Source organism: Phaeobacter sp. JH204B, from assembly GCF_048055755.1.
Classification (GTDB): Bacteria; Pseudomonadota; Alphaproteobacteria; order Rhodobacterales; family Rhodobacteraceae; genus Phaeobacter; species Phaeobacter bryozoorum.
This window is the reverse complement of record NZ_JAYMXF010000030.1, coordinates 1-21,593: the sequence shown is the minus strand read 5'-3', so window position 1 is coordinate 21,593 and position 21,593 is coordinate 1. Positions and strand designations below refer to the sequence as shown.

Annotated in this window: 29 protein-coding genes and 1 tRNA gene; 5 read left to right on the top strand and 25 right to left on the bottom strand. The window is 61.2% G+C overall.

All coding sequences use genetic code 11. The annotated features are described in order from the left end of the window. Positions 1 to 28: 28 nt before the first annotated feature. From VXL81_RS16470 to VXL81_RS16450, 5 genes are all read right to left on the bottom strand, one after another. Complete coding sequence (locus VXL81_RS16470; RefSeq protein WP_416555221.1) at positions 29 to 964, bottom strand: lysophospholipid acyltransferase family protein; 936 nt, start codon at positions 962 to 964, stop codon at positions 29 to 31. A gap of 169 nt (positions 965 to 1,133) precedes the next feature. Beyond that, positions 1,134 to 2,333, bottom strand: a complete 1,200-nt coding sequence (locus VXL81_RS16465) for a flagellar motor switch protein FliG (protein ID WP_416540043.1) — start codon at positions 2,331 to 2,333, stop codon at positions 1,134 to 1,136. A 76-nt stretch (positions 2,334 to 2,409) separates the two neighbouring features. Beyond that, positions 2,410 to 3,027: a tetratricopeptide repeat protein gene (locus tag VXL81_RS16460; protein ID WP_416555219.1), complete on the bottom strand. Its 618-nt coding sequence runs from the start codon at positions 3,025 to 3,027 to the stop codon at positions 2,410 to 2,412. A gap of 169 nt (positions 3,028 to 3,196) precedes the next feature. Further along, the gene (gene purB, locus VXL81_RS16455) at positions 3,197 to 4,501 is read right to left on the bottom strand and encodes an adenylosuccinate lyase (RefSeq protein ID WP_340545820.1); all 1,305 of its coding nucleotides are present in this window, start codon (positions 4,499 to 4,501) and stop codon (positions 3,197 to 3,199) included. A 253-nt stretch (positions 4,502 to 4,754) separates the two neighbouring features. Continuing rightward, a complete protein-coding gene (locus tag VXL81_RS16450; RefSeq protein ID WP_416555217.1) occupies positions 4,755 to 6,005 on the bottom strand; it encodes an alpha/beta fold hydrolase in 1,251 nt (416 codons plus the stop codon). A 170-nt stretch (positions 6,006 to 6,175) separates the two neighbouring features. Between VXL81_RS16450 and VXL81_RS16445 the strand changes: the two genes are divergently transcribed. Beyond that, positions 6,176 to 6,661 (top strand): NUDIX hydrolase, encoded by a 486-nt coding sequence (locus VXL81_RS16445; RefSeq protein WP_416542451.1) that lies wholly within the window; start codon positions 6,176 to 6,178, stop codon positions 6,659 to 6,661. A 90-nt stretch (positions 6,662 to 6,751) separates the two neighbouring features. Here the strand turns inward: VXL81_RS16445 and dddP are convergent, their stop codons facing one another. Beyond that, complete coding sequence (gene dddP, locus VXL81_RS16440; protein ID WP_416542178.1) at positions 6,752 to 8,104, bottom strand: dimethylsulfonioproprionate lyase DddP; 1,353 nt, start codon at positions 8,102 to 8,104, stop codon at positions 6,752 to 6,754. 148 nt (positions 8,105 to 8,252) lie between these two features. On the opposite strand from dddP, the gene VXL81_RS16435 reads away from it, so the two are divergent. Next, complete coding sequence (locus tag VXL81_RS16435) at positions 8,253 to 9,026, top strand: heme-dependent oxidative N-demethylase family protein (RefSeq protein ID WP_416555215.1); 774 nt, start codon at positions 8,253 to 8,255, stop codon at positions 9,024 to 9,026. Between the two features lie 13 nt (positions 9,027 to 9,039). Here the strand turns inward: VXL81_RS16435 and VXL81_RS16430 are convergent, their stop codons facing one another. The 3 genes from VXL81_RS16430 to VXL81_RS16420 form a co-directional block, all read right to left on the bottom strand. Then, a complete protein-coding gene (locus VXL81_RS16430) occupies positions 9,040 to 10,041 on the bottom strand; it encodes a hypothetical protein (protein WP_416555213.1) in 1,002 nt (333 codons plus the stop codon). 707 nt (positions 10,042 to 10,748) lie between these two features. Further along, the gene (glnA, locus tag VXL81_RS16425) at positions 10,749 to 12,155 is read right to left on the bottom strand and encodes a type I glutamate--ammonia ligase (RefSeq protein ID WP_340545814.1); all 1,407 of its coding nucleotides are present in this window, start codon (positions 12,153 to 12,155) and stop codon (positions 10,749 to 10,751) included. A 92-nt stretch (positions 12,156 to 12,247) separates the two neighbouring features. Next, positions 12,248 to 12,586: a P-II family nitrogen regulator gene (locus VXL81_RS16420; RefSeq protein WP_014874894.1), complete on the bottom strand. Its 339-nt coding sequence runs from the start codon at positions 12,584 to 12,586 to the stop codon at positions 12,248 to 12,250. Positions 12,587 to 12,781: 195 nt separating this feature from the next. On the opposite strand from VXL81_RS16420, the gene VXL81_RS16415 reads away from it, so the two are divergent. Continuing rightward, the gene (locus VXL81_RS16415) at positions 12,782 to 14,482 is read left to right on the top strand and encodes an NAD(P)H-hydrate dehydratase (protein WP_416555211.1); all 1,701 of its coding nucleotides are present in this window, start codon (positions 12,782 to 12,784) and stop codon (positions 14,480 to 14,482) included. Positions 14,483 to 14,594: 112 nt separating this feature from the next. After that, positions 14,595 to 14,679: transfer RNA gene (locus VXL81_RS16410), tRNA-Leu, on the top strand. Positions 14,680 to 14,746: 67 nt separating this feature from the next. Here the strand turns inward: VXL81_RS16410 and VXL81_RS16405 are convergent. From VXL81_RS16405 to VXL81_RS16330, 16 genes are all read right to left on the bottom strand, one after another. Continuing rightward, positions 14,747 to 14,956, bottom strand: coding sequence for a hypothetical protein (locus VXL81_RS16405; RefSeq protein ID WP_416555209.1), 210 nt, complete (start codon positions 14,954 to 14,956; stop codon positions 14,747 to 14,749). A gap of 169 nt (positions 14,957 to 15,125) precedes the next feature. After that, positions 15,126 to 15,299, bottom strand: a complete 174-nt coding sequence (locus tag VXL81_RS16400; RefSeq protein WP_416551679.1) for a hypothetical protein — start codon at positions 15,297 to 15,299, stop codon at positions 15,126 to 15,128. Further along, positions 15,299 to 15,640: a hypothetical protein gene (locus VXL81_RS16395; protein WP_416555208.1), complete on the bottom strand. Its 342-nt coding sequence runs from the start codon at positions 15,638 to 15,640 to the stop codon at positions 15,299 to 15,301. Before VXL81_RS16395 ends, VXL81_RS16400 begins: the two co-directional genes overlap by 1 nt. Positions 15,641 to 15,691: 51 nt before the next feature. Then, positions 15,692 to 16,081: a hypothetical protein gene (locus tag VXL81_RS16390; RefSeq protein WP_416555206.1), complete on the bottom strand. Its 390-nt coding sequence runs from the start codon at positions 16,079 to 16,081 to the stop codon at positions 15,692 to 15,694. After that, positions 16,078 to 16,488 carry a hypothetical protein gene (locus VXL81_RS16385; RefSeq protein ID WP_416555204.1) on the bottom strand — a complete coding sequence of 137 codons (411 nt, stop codon included), beginning with the start codon at positions 16,486 to 16,488 and terminating at the stop codon, positions 16,078 to 16,080. Before VXL81_RS16385 ends, VXL81_RS16390 begins: the two co-directional genes overlap by 4 nt. After that, positions 16,472 to 16,879 carry a hypothetical protein gene (locus VXL81_RS16380; RefSeq protein WP_416555202.1) on the bottom strand — a complete coding sequence of 136 codons (408 nt, stop codon included), beginning with the start codon at positions 16,877 to 16,879 and terminating at the stop codon, positions 16,472 to 16,474. The genes VXL81_RS16385 and VXL81_RS16380 overlap by 17 nt, the downstream gene beginning before the upstream one ends. Continuing rightward, the gene (locus VXL81_RS16375; protein ID WP_416555200.1) at positions 16,879 to 17,175 is read right to left on the bottom strand and encodes a hypothetical protein; all 297 of its coding nucleotides are present in this window, start codon (positions 17,173 to 17,175) and stop codon (positions 16,879 to 16,881) included. The genes VXL81_RS16380 and VXL81_RS16375 overlap by 1 nt, the downstream gene beginning before the upstream one ends. 21 nt (positions 17,176 to 17,196) lie before the next feature. Next, positions 17,197 to 17,574 (bottom strand): DUF1364 domain-containing protein, encoded by a 378-nt coding sequence (locus VXL81_RS16370; RefSeq protein ID WP_416551675.1) that lies wholly within the window; start codon positions 17,572 to 17,574, stop codon positions 17,197 to 17,199. Beyond that, positions 17,571 to 18,026, bottom strand: a complete 456-nt coding sequence (locus tag VXL81_RS16365) for a hypothetical protein (RefSeq protein WP_416555198.1) — start codon at positions 18,024 to 18,026, stop codon at positions 17,571 to 17,573. The genes VXL81_RS16370 and VXL81_RS16365 overlap by 4 nt, the downstream gene beginning before the upstream one ends. 1 nt (position 18,027) lies before the next feature. After that, positions 18,028 to 18,216, bottom strand: coding sequence for a hypothetical protein (locus VXL81_RS16360; protein WP_416555196.1), 189 nt, complete (start codon positions 18,214 to 18,216; stop codon positions 18,028 to 18,030). Next, positions 18,216 to 18,821: a lambda exonuclease family protein gene (locus VXL81_RS16355; protein ID WP_416555194.1), complete on the bottom strand. Its 606-nt coding sequence runs from the start codon at positions 18,819 to 18,821 to the stop codon at positions 18,216 to 18,218. The genes VXL81_RS16360 and VXL81_RS16355 overlap by 1 nt, the downstream gene beginning before the upstream one ends. Continuing rightward, a complete protein-coding gene (locus VXL81_RS16350) occupies positions 18,818 to 19,564 on the bottom strand; it encodes an ERF family protein (RefSeq protein WP_416555192.1) in 747 nt (248 codons plus the stop codon). Before VXL81_RS16350 ends, VXL81_RS16355 begins: the two co-directional genes overlap by 4 nt. A 96-nt stretch (positions 19,565 to 19,660) precedes the next feature. After that, positions 19,661 to 19,990, bottom strand: coding sequence for a hypothetical protein (locus tag VXL81_RS16345; RefSeq protein ID WP_416555190.1), 330 nt, complete (start codon positions 19,988 to 19,990; stop codon positions 19,661 to 19,663). Next, the gene (locus tag VXL81_RS16340) at positions 19,987 to 20,445 is read right to left on the bottom strand and encodes a hypothetical protein (RefSeq protein WP_416539527.1); all 459 of its coding nucleotides are present in this window, start codon (positions 20,443 to 20,445) and stop codon (positions 19,987 to 19,989) included. Before VXL81_RS16340 ends, VXL81_RS16345 begins: the two co-directional genes overlap by 4 nt. After that, positions 20,442 to 20,738, bottom strand: a complete 297-nt coding sequence (locus tag VXL81_RS16335; RefSeq protein ID WP_416539528.1) for a hypothetical protein — start codon at positions 20,736 to 20,738, stop codon at positions 20,442 to 20,444. Before VXL81_RS16335 ends, VXL81_RS16340 begins: the two co-directional genes overlap by 4 nt. 5 nt (positions 20,739 to 20,743) lie before the next feature. Continuing rightward, the gene (locus VXL81_RS16330; protein WP_416539529.1) at positions 20,744 to 21,175 is read right to left on the bottom strand and encodes a hypothetical protein; all 432 of its coding nucleotides are present in this window, start codon (positions 21,173 to 21,175) and stop codon (positions 20,744 to 20,746) included. Positions 21,176 to 21,376: 201 nt separating this feature from the next. Here VXL81_RS16330 and VXL81_RS16325 point away from each other — a divergent pair. After that, on the top strand, positions 21,377 to 21,593 hold a 217-nt coding region (locus VXL81_RS16325; RefSeq protein ID WP_416555188.1), incomplete at its 3' end, for a hypothetical protein.

The following is a 21,593-nucleotide window of genomic DNA, read 5'->3' as shown; positions in this document are numbered from 1 at the left end:
ACCGCACGCCGCAGCACCCCGGGCAGGCTCAGGTCGCGTCCGGCTTCCGGTCTGCCGGTGTGGGTTTCGGGATCGGCACATAGGGTTTCCACCGCCGGTGGATCCAGAACCACTGCCCCATATGTTGCCGCACCAGTTCCTCCAGCCGTTTGCAGACGGTGGTGGTCATGGTGATCGGATCAGACGGGGCGATCTCCTCTTGCACCACAATCTCAAAATCGAGGCCATTGGGTTGGCGAATGGCGTAGACCGGGATCATCGCAGCCTTGTATTTCAGCGCCAGTTCGGCTGGCACGATGGAGGTCACGGCGGGTTCGCCGAAGAAGTCGATATTGACCCCGCCATGGGCATGCAGATCCGCCACGATGGCAATGATGCCGCCCTGTTTCAGGTGGCGGACCATCTCCATCATGCCGCGTTTTCCCTGTTCGAACATGGGCTTACCGGTCTTTTCAATGGCGCGCACATAGTGGTCGTTGAAATAGGGATTGGCCATCCGACGATAGAGCGCGCCCATGGCAAAGCCGCGCTTGATCAGATTGGCGCGCGCGGCGTCGTAATTGCCGAAATGGCCGGTGACCAGAATGACCGGACGCCCTTCGGCGCGGGCGCGTTCCAGCGCCGCCAGACCGGGGCCGGAGACCGGCGCCGCCCAGGCGCGCTCCAGAAAGGGTTGCCCGGCGTAGAGTTCCGCCACCACGCGCCCGACATTGTCGCTGACCTCATCGCAGAGACGCGCCACCTCCGCCTCCGGCAATTCGGGGCAGGTCAGCGCGAGATTGTCGCGCACCCGTTTGTGAAACCCCGCCAGCGGTGCAGCCTTGCGCATCACCCAGCCCATCGCCGGAATGCGTTTGTCATAGGGGATCAGACCCAGCGCGCCGATGATCGCGCGCAGCGCCAGATTGCTGGCGTAGTAGCTGGCGCGGCGGCCTGGGGACAGGGTGGAGGGATCAACGGGCATGTCCGGTCGGCCTGCAATTGAGGAAAGCAAAATCAGCCGCGACCATAAACGGCGGCGCCAACAGGCACAAGCAACCGACCCCGTGATCGGCAACGCAGCTCTTGGCCATACGTCCGCTCAGATCCGGTGGACGCGGCCCTGGGCCGCGCCGCCGTTGCGGGCGCTGAGATCAGTCCTCTTCGTCCTCGTCAGTGGCGCGCAGCTCGATCTCGCCGGAATTCACCAGCTCTCGCAATGCGTTGACGATCGTGCCCATGGCACCTTCTCCAACGCTGCGCTTGACCTTGCCCCGTTCGGCCACTTCCTCGCGGATGTTGTTGGCCATCCGGCTGGACATATTGGCCAGCATGAATTCGCTGGATTCCACATCGTCCTCGTCGGTGGCAAAGGCGATGGCGGTGACCAGATCCTGCTGCGCCAGAACGCGCGCGATCTTGGGCACATCGACGGGGCTGACGCGCTGTGAGATCAGAGCATAGGTGAAGATCGATTTGCGGACGTCACCGGCGAATTCCTCGTCTTCCTCATCCAGCGCGGTCAGCACCTCGTCACGTTTGCCCGCTGCCGCCTGGGTCAGGATGGCCCCCATGCGCTGGCCCGGCGTCTCTTCAAAGGCGACCTCGGGCCGCGCCTCGATCTGCGCGGCGAGGGACAGGCCAATGCGATCCACTGTATCCGGGGTCACGGCGGCGGTCTGACTGACAGCATAGGTGATGCGGCGGGCCACGGGACCGGGCAGGTGGATCAGCATCTGCGCCGCCTTGGTGGTGTCGAGTTTGGACAGAAGGACAGCGGCGACCTCGGTGCTTTCGGCCTGAGCCAGCTCCGCAAGCTCCTCTGGCGGCAGGGCGCGCAGACGCTCCCACGGGTCGCCAAACTGGCGCACGCCGGCCTCCTTGCGCAGGCGGCTGGCCGTCTGGCGGCTGATCTTGCCCTCCATCGCGGAGAGCGCACCAGCCAGACCATTGGGAAAGGAGAGGCCGACGTTGTCGAGCATTTCGGCAAATTCCCCGGCCACCTCATGCAGGGTGGTGCGGTCGATCAGCCCCATGCGGCCCATCTGCTGGGTCAATTCGATCTGCAAATCGTCCGGCAGCGATTCCAGCGGGATATCGGCCCCTTCGTTCAGCAGCAGGCGGACCACAATGGCGGCTTTGGCCTTGCCGCTGAGTTTGGATTTGGCGGCGGGCATACCACCGCCCATTGCGGGCATATCCAGCGCACCGCCACCCATGCCGCCCATCCCCATATCGCCGCCGCCGAAATCGCCGCCGAAATCCATCCCGCCAAGCGGAGCCGGGGCGGAGAAATCGCCAAAGTCATCTGAGGAGGCCGCCATGGGAAGCGCCAAAGCATTTTCATTCTGCATTTATGAGCCCTAGCCAAAAAGATTCTCTTTCTGTTGTCTCCAATCTAGGGCGCAAGCCGTAAAGAAATGCTGAAAATCAATAGCTTTGCGTCTGTCCCGACAAAAGCGCCTCGCGCAGCGAGACCTCGGCCCAACTGCCACTGCCGCCATCGGCGCGGATCAGTTTCCACTGCTCCAGCGCAAGACCGTATTTTCCTTCAGCTACAAACCCTTGCCCCATGTAAGACCGCGCCAGATGGTTCTGTGGATCCAGCGCAATGGCACGAGTGTAATAGGACATGGCCTGGTCCCGATAGCCCTGCTTACGATAGGTAAAGCCCCAATAGGTCAGCACCCGGCTATCCATCTGGTCAGGCATCGCCGCCAGCACCGCCTGCGCGTCGCCATAGCGCCCGGCATAGGCGAGTTCGCGCACGGCGTCATACATTTCATCCGGGTCGAGCGAGGAGTGTTTGGGCGCGACGCAGCGCTGTTTCTGATCGTCCCAGACCTTGGCGCCCTTGCAGGTCTTGGTGGTGTTGGTGGGCTTTGGCGCGGCGCTGTCATCGCTCCCCGCCGCCAATGACTGGCCTGCAAAGCCGGTGGCAAAAGCAGCCGAGAGCGCCAGCGCAGGCAGCGCGGCACAGCTGGCCCGCAGCACCGATGCGGGCAGAGAGCGGGCGAGGAGGGCGGTTCGTGTCGGGATGGCAGGCATGGGATTGTCCTTTTGTCGCGCGCGCCGCGGATCTGCGGCCTGAGGTGTCTTCACCTTAGAGGGTGGACCACCGGGGCGGGATAACAAGACAGTGAGGCGCAGCGGCACGAAAAAGGCCGCCCTGCGTGTGGCAGAGCGGCCTGTGCAATCACAGAGATCACAGGTTGGCTTAGTCGCCAAACACCCGGGCAAAAATCGTGTCGACATGTTTTGTGTGATAGCCCATGTCGAATTTCTCGTTGATCGCCTCTTCGCCAAGGGCGGCAACCACATCGGCATCCGCCAGCAGCAGCTCGCGGAAATCAACACGATCTTCCCAGACCTTCAGGGCGTTGCGCTGCACCATGGAATAGGCGTCCTCGCGGCTGACACCCGCCTGCGTCAGCGCCAGCAGCACCCGCTGCGACATAACGAGGCCGGGGAATTTGTTCATGTTGTCCAGCATGTTCTCAGGGAATACCAGCATCTTGTCGATGACGCCGGCCAGACGGTTGAGCGCAAAATCCAAGGTCACGGTTGCATCCGGGCCGATGCCGCGCTCCACCGAGGAGTGCGAGATATCGCGCTCATGCCACAGCGCCACGTTTTCCATCGCCGGGATCACAGCCATCCGCACCAGGCGCGCAAGGCCGGTGAGGTTCTCGGTCAGAACCGGGTTCTTCTTGTGCGGCATTGCCGAGGAGCCTTTCTGGCCCATCGAGAAGAATTCGGCGCCTTCCAGCACCTCGGTGCGCTGCATGTGGCGGATTTCCACTGCGATATTCTCGATCGACGACGCGATGACGCCCAGCGTGGCAAAGAACATTGCGTGACGGTCGCGCGGGATCACCTGGGTCGAAATCGGTTCAGGGCTGAGGCCGAGCTGTTCGCAGACATGTTCTTCAACGCGGGGGTCGATATTGGCAAAGGTGCCAACCGCGCCGGAGATCGCGCCGGTGGCAACTTCGGCGCGGGCATTTTGCAGACGCTGCTTGTTGCGGTCCATTTCGGCATAGAAACGGGCAAAGGTCAGACCCATGGTGGTCGGCTCGGCGTGGATGCCATGTGAGCGGCCGACGCGCACGGTGTCCTTGTGCTCCAGCGCGCGTTTCTTCAGCGCGGCGAGCACCTTGTCGACGCCCTCGAGCAGGATGTCGGCGGCACGCACCAGCTGCACATTGAGGCAGGTGTCCAGCACGTCCGACGATGTCATGCCCTGATGCACAAAGCGCGCTTCCTCGGAGCCGACATGTTCGGCCAGATGGGTCAGAAAGGCGATGACGTCATGTTTGGTCACGGCCTCGATCTCGTCGATGCGGGCGACGTCGAATTCCACGTCCTTGGCTTTCCATACCGCGTCGGCGTTCTCGCGCGGGATCACGCCGAGGTTCGCCATGGCTTCGCAGGCATGTGCCTCGATTTCGTACCAGATCTTGAATTTGGTTTCCGGCGACCAGATGGCAACCATTTCAGGACGGGAATAGCGGGGGATCATGGGCAGCAGCACCTTATTGTAGCAGGGCAGAAGGGAAGCGGATGATGCCGCGCGTCTTAGAGCAGCGCGCCTCACAGGGCAAGGGCGCGGAGCCAGCCCGCGACAGAAAGCGCCCGATTTCAGCTGTCTTATGTCCCGCATCCGGCGCATCGGTGCGTTTTGCGCCACTGATAGGGAGGCAGACGGCATCCGTTACGGCCGGCAGCCAGCGGCGACATCCGCCCGCCCAAGAAATGCCGCCGTCAGCGCAGGGTCAGAACGGCAGATGTGCCGGATCCACCTCAATCTCGGCCTGATCCAGCCGCGTCGTCACCTTGGCGCCATGTTCCAGCGTGCGATGCACCGGACAGCGGTCGGCGATATCCATCAGCTTGGCGCGTTGATCTGCGCTTAGGGGGCCGGTCAGATAGATCACGCGGGTAAACTGGTCGATCTGCGCTGGACCCGAGGGTAGGGCATCCTGCGCATGGACCTTGTCATGGCAGACATCGACGCTGACGCCTTCCAGCGGCCAGCCCTTGCGCCGGGCATACATGCGGATGGTCATGGAGGTACAGGCGCCGAGACCGGCGGCGATAAACCCATAGGGTGTCATGCCACGATTGCTGCCGCCATAGGCCAACGGTTCATCGGCGTAGGTGTGATGACGGGGGCCGGACTGGATATCCTGCAAAAAGCCGTTCGGATCAGCTTCGGTGACGCGCAGCACGCCTTCGGGGGCACCGGGGGGCGGAGCAGGCGGCGACAGGTCGATATAGCGCCCGGCCCAGGCGGCGATGAGGTCAGCGGCATATTCGGCATCACGGGGACGCGAAATCAGGTGGTCGGCATCGTCCAGCGTGACAAAGCTCTTGGGGTGTCTGGCCGCCATGAACAGCTCTGCTGCATTGTCGATGCTGACGGTGGCATCCAGCGGCGCATGCATCACCAGAAGCGCGGCATCCAGATCAGCAACGGCGCTGGTCAGCGCCTCGCTGCGGATGTCGTCGAGGAATTGCTTGCGGATCAGGAACGGGCGGTCGGCCAAACAGACCTCGGCCGCACCTTCGGTCTCAATCTGCTCCAGTGCCTCGCCAAACTGATGCGCCACATGGGCCGGATCGGAGGGCGCGCCAAGCGTCACCACGCCGCGCACCGACGGCAGGCCTGCACGGGCGCGCAGCACCGCAGCGCCGCCCAGCGAATGACCGATCAGCAGCGCAGGCGCCAGCCCGCGCCCCGCCAGATATTGTCCCGCCGCCACCAGATCGGCGACATTTGAGCTGAAGTTGGTATTGGAAAACTCGCCATCGGAATGACCCAGACCGGTGAAATCAAACCGCAGGACGGCAATTCCCATCGCCGCCAGACGGGCCGAGATGCGCCGCGCCGCCGGGATGTCCTTGGAACAGGTGAAACAATGCGCAAACAGCGCCGTTGACAGGATCGGCCCTTCGGGTAGATCCAGTCGCGCAGCCAGCTGGTCACCGGAGTGACCGGAAAAGGAAATGCGTTCGGTGGGCATAGGAATGGCCTTTATCTGGGGGTCGCCCTAAGGTGCGGCGACAGCCGGGCAGGTACAAGCCATCAGGCCCCGACGTCACGGGAAGGTGAGGGATATTGACAACAAATACGACCCTGGATCACTGCGCGGGGATCGGCGCATTCACCCCACTGGATGCGCGTGACCGGCAGATGTGGCAGCGCCTGACCACCTTTTGCGCGCGCGAGCCAAGGGCGTTTGAACGGGATCCGGCAATCGGCCATGTGACCGGATCCGCCTTTGTGCTGTCGCAGGATCTCTCTGCGGTGCTGCTCACCCATCATGCCAAACTGGACCGGTGGTTACAGTTGGGCGGACATTGCGACGGCATCGCCGATGCAGGGTTCACCGCCTGGAAAGAGGCCTATGAGGAAAGCGGGCTCAGCCGGATCAGCCGTATTGGGGAGCAGGTGTTCGACATAGACATTCACGAGATCCCGGCCAATGGCCGCGAGGCGGCGCATCTGCACTACGATGTGCGCTACCTGTTTCGGGCCGAGGCAGGCGAAATCCGGGCCACTGCGGAATCAAAGGCGCTGGCCTGGGTGCCGCTGGCAGAGCTGTCGCAATATAGTTCCGCGCGCAGTGTGCTGATCCTGAGGGATAAACTCGCCCGGTGGCAAAGCGGAGGCGCCTGACGGCGCCACAGGTTCAGCGGTCTCTCCCCCAGCGGGGAAGCGCCCGCCAGTGGGCGCTCTGCCCAGGCTCTTTGCGCGACGCCCTGCGGGTCACTTCCCGCCCGCCGTGCCCATCAACGCCGGATCGAACGGGTAGGTGGTGAGGTTCTCATAGCCGGTTTCGGTAATCAGCACCTGATCCTCCAGCTTGATCGAGAAATCGCCGCCTTCGGGGCTGACCAGTGCCTCGACACAGAGCACCATGCCCGGCTCCAGCTCATAGTCGAAAGCGCCCTCGACCATTTGATCGGGATAGGCGACCAGCGGCCATTCATCACAGAGCCCGACACCGTGCATCATGCAGCCGTATTTCTGTTTCTGGAACTGAGCATCCAGCAGATGGCAGCTGCGCGACAGCTCCTGCAGATTCACGCCCGGTTTCAGCATCTCCATATTGCTGCGGATGTGCTCAACCCCGTGCTGCATCGCATAGATCATATCGGCAGGCGGCGCGCGGTCGCCGATCCACCAGCTGCGCGAGATGTCGATACAGATCCCGTAGGAGCCGACCAGATCGGTGTCAAAGCTGATGATTTCGTTGTTCTGGATGATGCGCCCGCCGCATTCCTGAAACCACGGGTTGGTGCGCGGGCCAGAGGTTAGCAACCGGGTTTCGATCCATTCGCCACCCCGGCGGATGTTTTCGGTGTGCAGCACTGCCCATACGTCATCTTCGCTGATCTGACCGCCGGGGATGGCGCTGCGGGCATAGCGCTCCATCGCGGCGACAGCTGTTTCACAGGCGTGATTGGCGCAGCGCAAGGCGCGGATCTCATCGGGGCCTTTCACGGCGCGGCATTTCTCAGTGAGCTCCTCGCCGGGGAAGACCTCCAGCCCCTGTGCTTCGAGCGCGCGCAACCCGTGCAGCATGATCTTGTCCACGGCGATCCGCCTGTTGCCGCCGCTGTGGGCGCGCAACAGCTCACGCACCTCATTGGCAAAGACATCCGCCGCCACATCCACCTTGTCGCCGCGATCAAAGTAGAACAGATCCGCCCCGGCGCGCTGTTCGCGCACCAGCGGGTTGAATTCGCTGAGGAAAGGCGCCTGTTTGTAGTCCCACATCACCATGTAGCCGTCAGCGCAGATCAAGAGTGCGCGAAACGGGTTATGGGTGTTCCACAGCTGCATATTGGTGGAGTCGGTGGCGTAGCGGATGTTCATCGGGTCAAACACCAGGAGGCCGCCGTAGTCGCGATCGTTGATGAACCGGGTCAGCCGCTCCCAGCGGTAGCGGCGCATCGCCTGAAGATCAGGCAGCTGCAACCCTGCGGCGGCCCATTCGCGATAGGCCAGTTGGGTGGGGCCGATCTCGACCCGGTCCTGATCGTTAGGCGTATTGTCGCCAAGGGTGGCGCCGCGCGTGGGATCAATCTTGCGGGTGTCGCGGTAGTGCTCGTTCATCTCCGGCTCCATCTCTGGACAGATCTGTCCAAAGTGGCGCGGGGCTTGCGCCGGTGTCGCTGCCAAATACGACTGTTCGGACGGTCGTTTTCAGGCTGATGCGCAAGCTGGCGGATGAAATGGCAGGCTTTGCTTGCTACAAGGTGGCATGAATGAGATTCTGCAAACCCGCCTGCCGTATAATCCCCTGGAAGAGCGCAAGCTGCCCGGCATCCAGCCGCTGGCGCCAGAAGACTGGCTCTATTTCGACGCGGCCTTCGCCGCGCAGATGACGGAGCGTGAGCGGCTGCTGACAACTCAGCGGGCGGAGGTTCTGCAATGCGGGCCGGGGGCGATGCCCGCTGCCTGCGAGTTGCTAGAGGCGGTTCTGGCGCAGCTCTACCCGGAGGCTGCGCCGTCTCGGCCAGGCCATGTGCTCCGGCCTGACGGGGCGCAGGTGCAGCTGGACTGGGAGGATCCCCTCGGCACGCTGGGGCGGATCGCGCAGCAGGATTTCTGCATTCTGGAAAAACCGCAGGGGGCGGATGAGCATGTGCTGACCGGGGCGGTGCTGTGCTTCCCGGCGAACTGGACCCTGGCGGAGAAATACCTGCGTCCGCTGATCGCCATCCATGCGCCTGTCGACAGCTATGATGCGGGCATTGCGGCGCGGGTGCAGCGGCTGTTTGACGGGGTCCAGCAGGGCCGCCCGATGTGGCGGTTCAATGCGCTGTGGTACGCCGATGCCACATTGCATCAGCCGCGCCGGGTCAGCGGGGATCGTCCACGTCCAGCGGCGGATGACGCCGGGTATCTGCGCAGCGAACGGCAGACGATTCTGCGGCTGCCGCGCAGTCGCGCGGTAGTTTTCAGCATCCACACGAGCGTGCTGGCCCGTGCGGATGTCTTGGCCCAATGGGGGGCACCGGCTGCATCGGCCTAGAGCGGGTGCGGCTCTAGAAGGCGATGGCAGCTGAGCTTTGCAGGGCCAGCAGCGCAGTTGCGCCACAGATGATATGCAGATGGCCGCGCAGCTGCGGGCTGTGCAGAATATGGGCCACCGCCGAGAGCATACGCGGCGGCACTGCCGCCAGCAGACCACCGATCCGGGCCATGTCGTAGTGGGCAGCCCGCGGATGTTGCAGGATGGCCTTGGTGCGTGCCCGCGCCCTGTTACGCGCCTCGATGGCGTGGCGACCGGTGGCGCGGAGTTCCGATGAGTCGAGCATGGCCGCGCAATGTTCGGCAAGCTGTGCAGCGGTGACATCGACCGGCTCGAAACAGGCCCGGCCGCGCAGCCGTCCCTGGGGTCGTTGTTTGGGATCGGCTGCGGATTGCGACGCGTCCGGCGCAGCGATCTGCGGCGCAATAACGGCGGAGGTGTCAGCCGCAGCGTCTGTCGGCGCGGTCACTGGTGATACGGTCAGCAACACCTCCGGCGGTACGGTTGCAGTCCCGTCTGCTGACCCGTCTAGCGGGGTGGCCATAGCCGCCTCGGAGGGTGTTTCGACCTCTGAAGCGTCCGAAAACGCACCAAGAAAGGCCGCCCGGGTCAGCGTGACGGGGGTGTCCAGCCAATCCACCGTCGCCACCTCAAGCTCTTCTGTCAGGCGGCGCAGGACCACCGCCAGCAGCAGCTCGCTCAGCTCGGCGTCGCAATGGTCAGGATGGTTCGGGATAAGCGTCACATTCAGCGCGCTGCGCAGCCGCGTCTCGGTGCAGTCCGCATCGGCGCTGTTGGCCCGCGTCGGCTTGATCGGATGGCGCAGATAGCGCAGTTCAATGCGATAATGATCGCACTCAAGCAGGATCAGATTGGGGCTGCGGGATCGGAACTGCCGCACGGCGTGACCATATTCCTCCAGCGTATCGACCACCGAGGCCGAGCTGCTGGACAAGGCCTCCGGGTGTCGGGCCTCAAAGCCGAGCTTGCCTTTGTACTGAACTGACTGTGTCACCGTCGGGATCCTCCGCTCAGATGTTTCAACAATTAAGTTAAAATTTGAAATGGTGGAAAGTGAGGCGGCGACAGGCGATTGGTAAAATAATCCTTAGGTTATTTGAATGCGTCGGTGAATCTATCTATCATTTTGAAAATGTTGATATTTCTTGCCATTCGACCTGCTGTCACGCGACGAATGGGGCGAAACATGGGCGGGGAATGGTCACATTGATGCCGCAGCGATTGCCAATCGCCGCCAATCACTTGCAGTGTTTCCGATCAGTTGACGTAAGGGGAGCGTGTCAGCGGCAGGGGGGGCCGGGATCCGGCATGACGCGGGCCGCCGCTAGGCAAGGCCAAGTATGAAACGGGCAACATACCACCCGGTCAGCGCGAGCAAAGCCCAGCCCGTCGCCGCCAGCAGAGCGCGTGAGATGCGATTTGGCCGGTAGGCCGCAAAAAGGCAGATGAGCGCCACGATCGGCATGGCGATGGGCAGTAGAACAGCAAGGATCATGCGGCGATGGAGACCGAGCGGCGGGGGGATGTCAAATCAAAAGTCGCCCCGTTGGGCCTGCACGCAATATCGCGTCGGCGGAGCGCCATGATCATATGCCGCAGCCACCCACATCTGACGAGGACGACGGCGAGCTGAGCTGCTGCGGCGCATATGAAAAAGGCGCCCCCCGAAGGGAGCGCCCAGTCAGCCTGCGTGATCGGGGATCAGCAGCTGTAGTACATGCCGTATTCCACCGGATGCGGGGTGTGTTCGTAGGTTTCCACCTCTTCCATCTTGAGGGCGATATAGCCTTCGATCTGGTCCTTGGTGAACACGTCGCCCTGCAACAGGAAGTCATGGTCGGCCGCCAGCGATTCCAGCGCTTCGCGCAGGCTGCCGCAGACGGTGGGGATGCCGGCCAGCTCTTCTGCGGGCAGGTCGTAGAGGTTCTTGTCCATGGCTTCGCCCGGATCAATCTTGTTCTTGATCCCGTCAAGGCCGGCCATCAGCAGGGCGGAGAAGGCCAGGTAGGGGTTTGCGGCCGGATCTGGGAAACGGGCTTCGACGCGCTTGGCCTTCGGGCTCTCGGTCCATGGGATCCGCACGCAGCCGGAGCGGTTGCGGGCGGAATAGGCGCGCAGAACCGGGGCCTCAAAGCCGGGGATCAGGCGCTTGTAGGAGTTGGTCGAGGGATTGGTGAAGGCGTTCAGGGTCTTGGCGTGCTTCAGGATGCCACCAATGAAATACAGCGCTTCCTGGCTGAGATCGGCATATTTGTCGCCCGCGAACAGCGGCTTGCCGTCCTTCCAGATCGACATGTTCACATGCATGCCGGTGCCGTTGTCGCCATAGATCGGCTTCGGCATGAAGGTTGCGGATTTGCCGTAGGCATGTGCCACGTTGTGGATCACATATTTGTATTTCTGCAGCTCGTCGGCCTGTTTGGTCAGGCTGTCAAAGATCAGGCCCAGCTCGTGCTGGCACGAGGCCACCTCGTGATGGTGCTTGTCCACCTTCATGCCCAGACGCTTCATGGTCGAGAGCATTTCGGAGCGCAGGTCCTGGGCTTCGTCGATCGGGTTCACCGGGAAATAGCCGCCCTTCAGACCCGGACGGTGACCCATGTTGCCCATTTCATATTCGGTATCGGTGTTCCAGGAGGCGTCGGTGGCGTCGACCTCGAAGGAGACTTTGTTGATGGTGTTGGAGAAGCGCACATCATCAAACAGGAAGAATTCTGCCTCGGGGCCCATATAGGCCACATCGCCGATGCCGGAGGATTTCAGATAGGCCTCTGCCTTCTGCGCGGTGCCGCGCGGATCGCGGGGGTAGGCTTCGCCGGTATCGGGCTCAACCACGGAGCAATGGATGCAGATGGTCTTTTCGGCATAGAACGGATCGACATAGGCCGAGCTGGTGTCGAGGATCAGTTTCATGTCGGAGTTTTCGATCGACTTCCAGCCGGCGATGGAGGAGCCATCGAACATGAAGCCCTCTTCGAGGAAATCTTCATCCACCAGGTCGACGTCCACGGTCACGTGCTGGAGCTTGCCCCGCACATCGGTGAAACGGATGTCGACATAGGCGGCATCTTCGTCTTTGATCATCTTCAGAACTGCGTCTGCGCTCATTTCCAATGGTCCTTCTGATCTTTTTGTCTTGAGAGTGTCCGGGCTGGCCTGCCGCGCGGCGACAGGGACAGCCGAGTATTATGTGGTCAGGCTCAGAGCGCGTCCGAACCGGTTTCCCCGGTGCGGATGCGGATTGCCTGCTCAACGGGCGAGACAAAGATTTTGCCGTCGCCGATCTTGTCGGTCTTGGCTGCTGCCACAATCGCCTCGATGGCGGCATCAACCTGATCATCGTCCAGAACCACCTCGATTTTCACCTTCGGCAGGAAATCGACGACATATTCGGCGCCACGGTAGAGCTCGGTATGACCTTTCTGACGGCCAAACCCCTTGACCTCGATCACCGAAAGACCCTGTACGCCCACGTCCTGCAAGGCTTCTTTCACCTCGTCGAGTTTGAACGGCTTGATGATGGCTTCGATCTTTTTCATCGGGGTGACTCCTCGCAACCTTGTCGAGAGAGGTCAGATCACTTCTACTGAGCCGCGACAACAAGAGCTGCAAGCGCTGCGGCGAAACTGCGCAGGATTTCATCGGATGTGCCTAAAAATTAGGCAGTGCGCCCGTTTTATGCGCAGTTCTGAATCCGCGTCGCCGTTTGCTGCCCCAATCGAGAGGTCAAAGGAATGAGCGAATTGCTGACCGCTGCCCAGATGCGCGCCATTGAACAGGCCGCCATCGGCTCTGGCGAGGTCACCGGTCTGGAGCTGATGGAGCGGGCAGGGCGGGGCGTGGTCGAGGCCATTTTCGAGGAATGGCCGGAGCTGGCGGGGCCTGCGGCTACCCAAGTGGGGGGCGCTGCCCCCCGGCCTGCGGCCTCCCCCCGGGATATTTCTGGCCAGAAGAACGGTGCCGAAGGACCCTACCGTGCCGTGGTACTCTGCGGGCCGGGCAACAATGGCGGCGACGGTTTTGTTGTGGCGCGACTGTTGAAGCAGCGCGGCTGGGAGGTGGAGGTGTTCCTTTATGGAGACCCGGACAAGCTGCCGACGGATGCGAAGGTGAATTATGAGCGGTGGCGGGAGCTGGGAGCAGTCGTTCCATATGTCGACACTGGGAGTGGCGCATTTGCACTGGATCCTGCAAAGCACCGGGAAAACACTCTTCTTGTTGATGCGCTGTTTGGAACTGGACTTACGCGGCCGGTCGAGACGTTCAATTCGTTTGGCCGGCTAACCGAGATAACCGAGTGGCGTCTGTCAGAAAGCTCCAGAACGGGGGCTTTCCCGGCGCCCCGCGTGGTCTCAATTGACCTACCCAGCGGGGCGTGCACGGACTCTGGAAAACTGCTGCGTAGTAAGGAACCGGCACGGGAATTTGAGGCAATCCGCGCTGATCTCACGGTGACCTTTCACAGCCGGAAGTTGGCGCATGTCCTGGCAGATGGACCCGAGCAGTCAGGCAAGGTTGTGGTCAAAAGCATCGGCCTGAAAACAGGGCAAGGTGCCGCAACTGGCGGCGTCGTGACCTCGGTTGCGCCACCGATAATGTCGAAGCGAAGCGGTCATCACAAATACACCCACGGCCACGCCCTCATCCTCTCCGGCGGACATGGCCGGACCGGTGCCGCGCGTCTTGCCGCCCGCGGAGCGCTTCGCATCGGGGCAGGGCTGGTGACCGTCGGCTCGCCGCGATCGGCAATGATAGAAAATGCCAGTCAGCTGACGGCGATCATGCTGCGGCAGATCGACGGCGCGCATGGGGTCAGCGAGCTTCTGGAGGACAAGCGGTTCAATGCGGTCTGCCTTGGCCCCGGATTGGGGCGCGGGGCCGACACCCAGGCGGTGGTCATGGCGGTGCTGAAGGAAAAACGCGCCACCGTTCTGGATGCTGATGCGCTGACCCGGTTCGAGCTGAAACCCGACGTCCTGTTTGAGGCCCTGCACGACACCTGCGTGATCACGCCCCATGGCGGCGAGTTTGCCCGGCTGTTCCCGGATATCGCAGAAAAACTGGCGGCACCCGCCACCTCCGGTCCCGCCTATTCCAAGGTCGACGCCACCCGTGAGGCGGCCAGACGCGCGGGCTGCGTGGTGCTGTTCAAGGGGCCCGATACGGTGATCGCCGCGCCGGACGGGCGCTGCTCGGTCAATTCCGCCCATTACGAGCGCTCCGCGCCCTGGCTGGCCACCGCCGGGTCGGGCGATGTGCTGGCAGGCTTCATCACCGGGCTGCTGGCGCGCGGGTTTTCCCCGATGCAGGCGTCCGAGACCGCCGCCTATATTCACGTCGAATGCGGGCTGGAATTCGGCCCCGGGCTGATTGCCGAGGATCTGCCCGAGCAGATCCCTCGCGTGTTGCGCAGGCTTGAGGGGCGAACCGGATAGCCGGGGCAGGGCGCGGGTGAAAAAGTTGCGCCCGAACCGCGCTTTCCCTTTTGCATCCGTCAAAAAGCTTTGCTATTGAGCGCTTCACGGTGGCTGTGACCACCGACAGGATGCGGGTGTGGCGAAATTGGTAGACGCACCAGATTTAGGTTCTGGCGCCGCAAGGCGTGGGGGTTCAAGTCCCTCCACCCGCACCAATCACCCCTTGATATTGCTGGATAATTTTCCAGTTTTAGGGTTTTGGCCCCCACTCTGGCCCCCGCTTTATTGTTCGCTGGGGGCCTGAAATAGCCCGTCGATCTGGGCCACGGAATAGACCGGGCGCGACCCTTCGAAGGGGGTGCTGGGCGTGATCTTGCCGTGCCGCACCATGCGATAGAACTTGTCGCGGCCAAACGGCCAGCGCGGGGAATTGATGGCCTGCGTTGCGGTCACATACTTCACTTCGTCGGTGATGATCTGATCTGCCATCATGTGCCCCCTCTGCAATCTGCTCTTTCATAGGATATCTGATGTACGATGTCGCGTTCAGGGGGCGCTTCGCAGAGCTGCCCCCGCCGGTACTGGTAGGCGATATCAACAATACTAATCGCAGTGTGGACCATGCCGATAACAGCCCAAAACCACAGGTTTCCTCTCGACATCAGGTGTCCTCCGAAACATTCGGCACGTCCCGCCATTCCTCGAATGGCTCGCGATCTCGCCTGCCTTTCCATTTCTGTTGCAGGCGGCGTTCCGTTTTTGAGGGCCAATACCAGCGGAGTTCACTTGTTGCGCTCTCGTCTGTTGCTAGGTAGATATCGGGGGTGTGATCCATCAGGTGTCCTCCTTAGCCAGGGCAGCGCGGCAATAATCTCTGATCATGATGGCCGTTCCACGCACATCCTTGTCGGCCACTTGGTTCGTCTCTACTGCGCCGCGAATGGCGTCAGAGTGGCGGGCAGCACGACCTAGCGCCTCCCGCAGCCTATCCACTTCATCTTGCAGGGCGGCCGTCTTCGGGTTGGGGTTGATGCAGTCAAACCAACGTTCGCAATCGTCCAGAGCGCGTTCAGCGGCTTCAATGTCGTGTTCAGTGCGGATCGCCATACGAAGACGCGCGAAGTCCTTGAGCATTGTCTCCGCGCGCGCGTGGTGGACAAAATCAGGTGCTGACATCCTCAGCCCTCCAGTGCTGCTTTGACGGGGGTCTCCTTGTGGCTTGCTCATCTACTCGACCTCTCCTGTTTGTGATAGGGCTGCGCGGGCGGTGGTGTCGCCAATGCAGCCGCCAACAAAGAACGCACCAGACCTGCCGTCCGGCTTGCAAGCCCATTGCCTTGCCGCGCTATCCATGACGGCGCCGTAACCGTATTTCTCACACAGCACATTTACCTCGCAATCTTCTCTCGCGGTTATGGCGCCAGCCCTTGCTATGGCGTCAAGTCTGTGTTTCTCGAACCACTCCAGCGCCTCCCGCAGCCGTGCGTTCTCAGCCTGTAGTTCGGTGATGTGGTCCTCATACACCTGCACGGAATGAATGATGTGATCTGCGTATGGGCCAACGTGCAGGCGCCGTCTTCCGATCCATGCTGCAAGGTTTAGGACGGGTTTTCTCATTCGCCATGCCCCTCCAGTGCTGCTTTGATGCGGGCTTCGTGGTCGGCTTGAGCTGCTGCTTTGGCTTCCTCTACGGAATTGTAATACCCATCAGTTTCAGGGCTTGCACAGGACAGGTCCCAATACGGATGACACCCGTGCTGCGTGATCTGAATACGCCCGCTCGTGACAGTGTTCCACCGGTCACCAAGTTCGTCCCACACCAGCGGTTTGACCTTCACCCCATCCGCGCTTTCACGAACTTTCAGGTATGCGGTGAGCAGCTTAGACTCCTCAACCCATTCAAAAACACGTTCTGCGTAATTTCTGTCAGTTACGTCAATGTCATGAGTATCACTGATGATACATTCGATTTCATCAATGATTTCCTCCGCCAGCGCATCCGCTGCTTTAATCAGGTCGGTCATTGGGGGTGTCCTGTTCAATAAGACAGCGGACGGAAAATGGCAGCATCTCCCAGAACTTTGCCGAGCCTTCTGGATCTCGGCTCATGACTTGTAACTTTTGACCCAAAGCGTAGAGGTTCCTTGCCATCTGGTCCTGTTCCCTCTCCATCTGGTATTTTTGCCAGAGTGCAGGATCCCACGGCTTTAATCTGGGTCTGGCATCGGACCATCCACCGTGACGTCCGGCAGGTGTGCCATCTGCTCGGAATTTCTGAGTGGTGCCCCCCACGAGGATCAGGCCATTCTTGTAGATCTGAGTGATCTTCGACCGGGTCACGTGAAGCCGGTTTCTCATGCCCGCTCGCGAAACGAGTAGAACATCCTGACCGACTTCGAACTGTGTTCCTACCATCACCCTTCCCCCTCAGTGCTGGTGGACTTGAGGGCGGCGCGGGCAATGGCCTGCATGTGGAATGGCGCGAGGGCTGTATCGGTGTAATGAGATTCGATTCGCTTAAGCGCGCCCCGTGCCGCCTGTAGCTGGGCGCGGAGGGCGTCACGTTCGTACAAGAGGGTGCGCATGATCGCTGCGGCCTCTTTGCAAGCTTCAACGTCTTCTTCTGATACGAGAAGACCAGTGGAGCGCGCTATCTCGGTCAGCTCCGTTTTAATGAACGTTTCCACCGCCTCTTTGCTTGTGTCAGTCATGTGTGTTCTCCGTTCAGCGCGTCAGGCAACGATCAGGTTGCCCAGGCGGTGTTGTGCGATAAGGGTTTCCCCGAGTGCGCGGGTCACGTCGTCCCAGCCCCAAAGCTCTCCGTTTCTGCGCCGATCAAGAGCGTCGTGGCAGTCGGAGCAGGCAAAGACGGCGAGGAAGTCCATCGGCTTCTCAGCGGTTCCGGCCCAGCCAAATGCGCGGATATGGCAGAGACTGGTGGTCTCGGAGTTCTGGTTGCAGCAGGACAGGCGGAGCGTGCAGGGCTGGCCTTTCGCCGCGGCGCGCAGCTTGGTCATCTTCGGGCCGATCGCCTTCATCGGCTTGCGGGTAGGTTTCGGAGGCTTTGCGCCCTTCAGGCCAAGTGGGCCCCGCCCCATGAGGTCGGTCATGCGAACTCTTCCTCGTATTTGAGCGCTTCCGGATCGGTCAGGCGAAGGCCCAAGCCGCACCAGTGCCGCTGCATTTCGTCCATAAAGGCAGTCATCTGCTTAACCGTCATCAGCCGGGTAACTGGCAGGTCAAACGCCTTCACCGCCGCCAGCTTTGCCTCGTAGGGCAGGTGCTTCATGGTGGCGTCATAGCTCTGCCGAAATGCCTCGTTCTCCGCCCGCAGGATCGGCACTCCGAAGTGCAGCTTGCAGTAAGCGCGCACTTCCTCGTGGGTCTGGTCCTCAAGATGCCGCGACACATCTGTGAACCAGCGCTGCGCAAGTCTGTTCTGAAGGCCGGACCGGCTGGCACCCTGGGTGATGGTCACCGTTAGCGGGTATTTGGTCCTGGCGGAGATAAGGCGCGACAGGGCACCGATATCGTCTGCGGAGCGGAGAACGCGCGTTGCCATCTCACCCGCCCCCGGCCATCGACCACTCAGCGGCCATGACCTCTTTGACCTGTTCCAGGCTCTCACCAGTGCGCGTAGCGGTTTCCTCAAGGCACGTTTGAACCGTGTCCTCGCAGATAAAGGGCACCAGCCGTCTGGCCTCGCTTTCTACCTGTGCATAGGTTTCGCGGATCTGCTTTGGAGTGGCCATTATTCATCCCTCTCGGTGAGCTTGCGGACCATATCGTCCACATCATCCAAGAAGGCGCGAACGGAATCTTCCATCTCGCGGATCGCTTTGTGGTTCGCATGAATCCGCACGATGTTAAGCGCCAAGTTGTCAGGCAGATCCGGGCAAAACGATACGAAGTCACACCAGTCTCGCCCGGTACACGCCATCTGCCATTGCATTTGCTCTCGGTAGGCCTTCTTGATCTCGCCGCCAGTCATAACCCTGATGTGTTCAGTCGGCTGCGGACACTTGATCTCGACAAGGCCGAAATCTCCGACGAGACCATCGGGGGAAGCCCCCGCCATGCCTATCAGGGGGTGATCTACGAACGGCACCTCCTGCACCATCTGGCCTGCTGTCATGGCGTACATGGCTCGGGCCTGAGGCTCGGTTTCGTTCCCCTGATCCATGGCGGCGCTTTTGAACGTCTCAGTGGCGCGCCCTGTGAGGCGTTCGCAGACCAGTTGAGCGCGATAGTTCTGATAACCCGCTTTGCTCTTGTCCATCATTGCATCGTTGACCCTTGAAGCGGTCACTTTCCCGAGGCGCATCTGGTGCCATTCATCGCCGCCTTGCTTGATCATTTCTGGTCGCTCCGGTCCTTGATGGTCTGCTGCAAGCGACCAGCAACGCGGGCGAAATGCTCGGCGGGGAGGTCGTGTAGCGCGCCAAGTTTCTCAGCGGTGCAAACGATGTCCTCTGTTATGCCCGCCCGATCAATCAGTTGCCGCAGCTCGTCGTATTGGCCAACGCTGATCGGCTCCCCGCGCCCTGCGGCCTGTCCGTCGTCATCGTCAATGGTAGCCACGTCGAAGATCATGCTGAAGAGATACCGGCGGGCATAACTGGCTGTGCTTCCGAATGCGTGGGTCTGTGTCTTGTTCGCCGTTCCCTTCATCCCCTTGTCATCAAGGGGTATCTCGGCGGTCCCACTTTCTTCGTGACCGCCCTTGTGTCGCAGTGTCCAGCGCACCGCCATCATACTGGTCTTTTCTGTCGTGGCTGGGAATGTGGAGAATGAGAACCCATGCCTTGCGACAATGGGCTTGCAAGCCGCATAGATAGCCGCGAGATCGGCGTACTTGGACCGGGTCTGATCATTGCTCTTGTTCTTTGCGACAGGCAAAATTTCAGCTTGGCAATCTGCCATTGCGTCACTGAAGGCGCGCCGCGAGGCTTCCGCGTCCATGCGCTCCTTCATAGCAAGCATCCTCTCCAGCTTGGCCAGATCGGAATTCGGGTCCATTGCCACCCGCTCGATCATCGAAACCATCGGGTCGGCAGGTAGCGCTTGGTCTTCCTGAGCAATATTTGCAACTTGGTTCATTGTCTCACCTTTCGGAAAAGACCCCCGGCGCGAGTTTGGGACAGGGTGCGCCGGGGGAGAGTTGGCCGCACGTATTGGTGCGCGGCTCAGGGAGGATCAGATTGCAGCGCCGGCCATCCACGCGATGAGGCGAAGAATGGGGCCAGCGGCGAGATACGCGCCAGCTGCACAGAGGAATGCGAGGAACCAGACGCCCCAGACAAAAGCTGCGGTCATATCCTCGTGGAAGCGCTCTTGATCAGCTTCACTGTTGAGCGTCTCGAAGGCGTCCGCGACACAGCCGGGGTTGCCAGTATCCAGACCCCGGCAGGGCTTCCGTGAGTGGTTCGGGGGCAGAGGCCCCGCCGGGGCGGAGGCTGCGGCGTAGTCAGTGCGCAGCTTTTCGATGGTCTTGCCGATCTGGTGGATGTTGCAGGCGCTGTTCATTTGCAGGCCCCCCGGAGAGCGTCAATCACCTCATTTGGGATCCAGCCGCCATGCTCATCAAAACCAACCTCTATACTGTTCAGAAGGGCCTCAGCCGCCAGAGCGATGCGCTCAAGCTGAGGAATACGGGTGAGGCGGCGAGCGTCGGGGTGATCCACAGACTTCACGTCCATGCGATATACGGTAGGGCATTCGTCTGCCTGCGCTTGTCCTCTGGCTACCCCATTGCCGACTTCATATTCTGTGAGGTCGTCAATGGCCCCGTGCATGATGCCGCCGACTTGGAATGTCGGTTGCGCAGAGCGCGTCCCCTTGCGCTTGAAGCCCATGACGTAACGACGCCCGCCGCGATTTGTGGCAAGATAAAGATCGTCTCGACCGCCAAACCAAGCCCAGCCACCCAGATCTGGCGTACCAGCTTCACGGTCTGCTTTGATATGCTCGAAAATGTTCATGCCATAGCCCCCGCGATTGTCTTGGCCGCGAGACGCAAACCTTGAGCCTTGTAGAATTGCGCGATTTCGCCCTTCGCCTTTTTCTCCATCTCATCCGCTTCTGTCTCAAGAAGCTTGATCAGGACGTCGGCCTGCGCCGGGTGCGCCACCTCAGAGATGTTGATCGAGGCGTCAGCCAGAGCGCCAATCTCGCTGTATCCGGTGCCGAGGGGCGCGGTGACATCCGCATCGCCCCCGACAGCCTTGAAGATGCCATCCTCAGAGGGAATGACGTGGATAGGGTGAATGGTCATGTCGGTCACTCCGCTGCGATTTGATGGATAGGGGCGGCGTAATCCGCCGGGTCGAACTCAGCGCCGTCATCGTCAATGATGTTCTCGCCGTCGTTCAGCGTCTCTGCGAGCTGTGCCTCAATGATCCGCTCTGCGCGGGTCACGTCTGCCTTGCCAAAGACCTCGGCCAGCTCATCGCGGGGCACGATCACCTTGCCCATCATATCAACCAGCTCATCACGAGTGAGGTCAGTTGAGCTGAGGACGATGGACGTTTGGTAACGAGGCTGGAGGTCGAACAGACCAACCACCGCATCAGCGATAGAGGCGTAAACCCCATGCCCGCCAGCGCAGCCAACAGAGGCATCCGGCGCGTCATGGTCGGTGGTGAAAAACACCTGCGCCATGCACTCGATAACGTCGCCGAGGTAGATGGTCTTGAATACGCGGTCTTGCATCTCAGACCTCCACCAATTTGCCGTTCACAAGCGAATACCACGTCATTGGATCGACCCCATCTTGACCGGCAATGCCCGCAAAAACACTGATGATCTCGTCATCATCGTTTCGCTCAGTAAGGAAAATCGCACATCCCTCTGCCGCCATTGCGCGACCACCATAACCACAAGCCATAGCTGCGCCGCTGTCGCCTGTTGCGGATGCTGCGCCGCTGTCGCCTGTTGCGGATGCTGCGCCGCTGTCGCCTGTTGCGGATGCTGCGCCGCTGTATCCTGTTGCGGATGCTGCGCCTCTGTATCCTGTTGCGGATGCTGCGCCTCTGTCGCCTGTTGCGGATGCTGCGCCGCTGTCGCCTGTTGCGGATGCTGCGCCTCTGTATCCTGTTGCGGATGCTGCGCCTCTGTCGCCTGTTGCGGA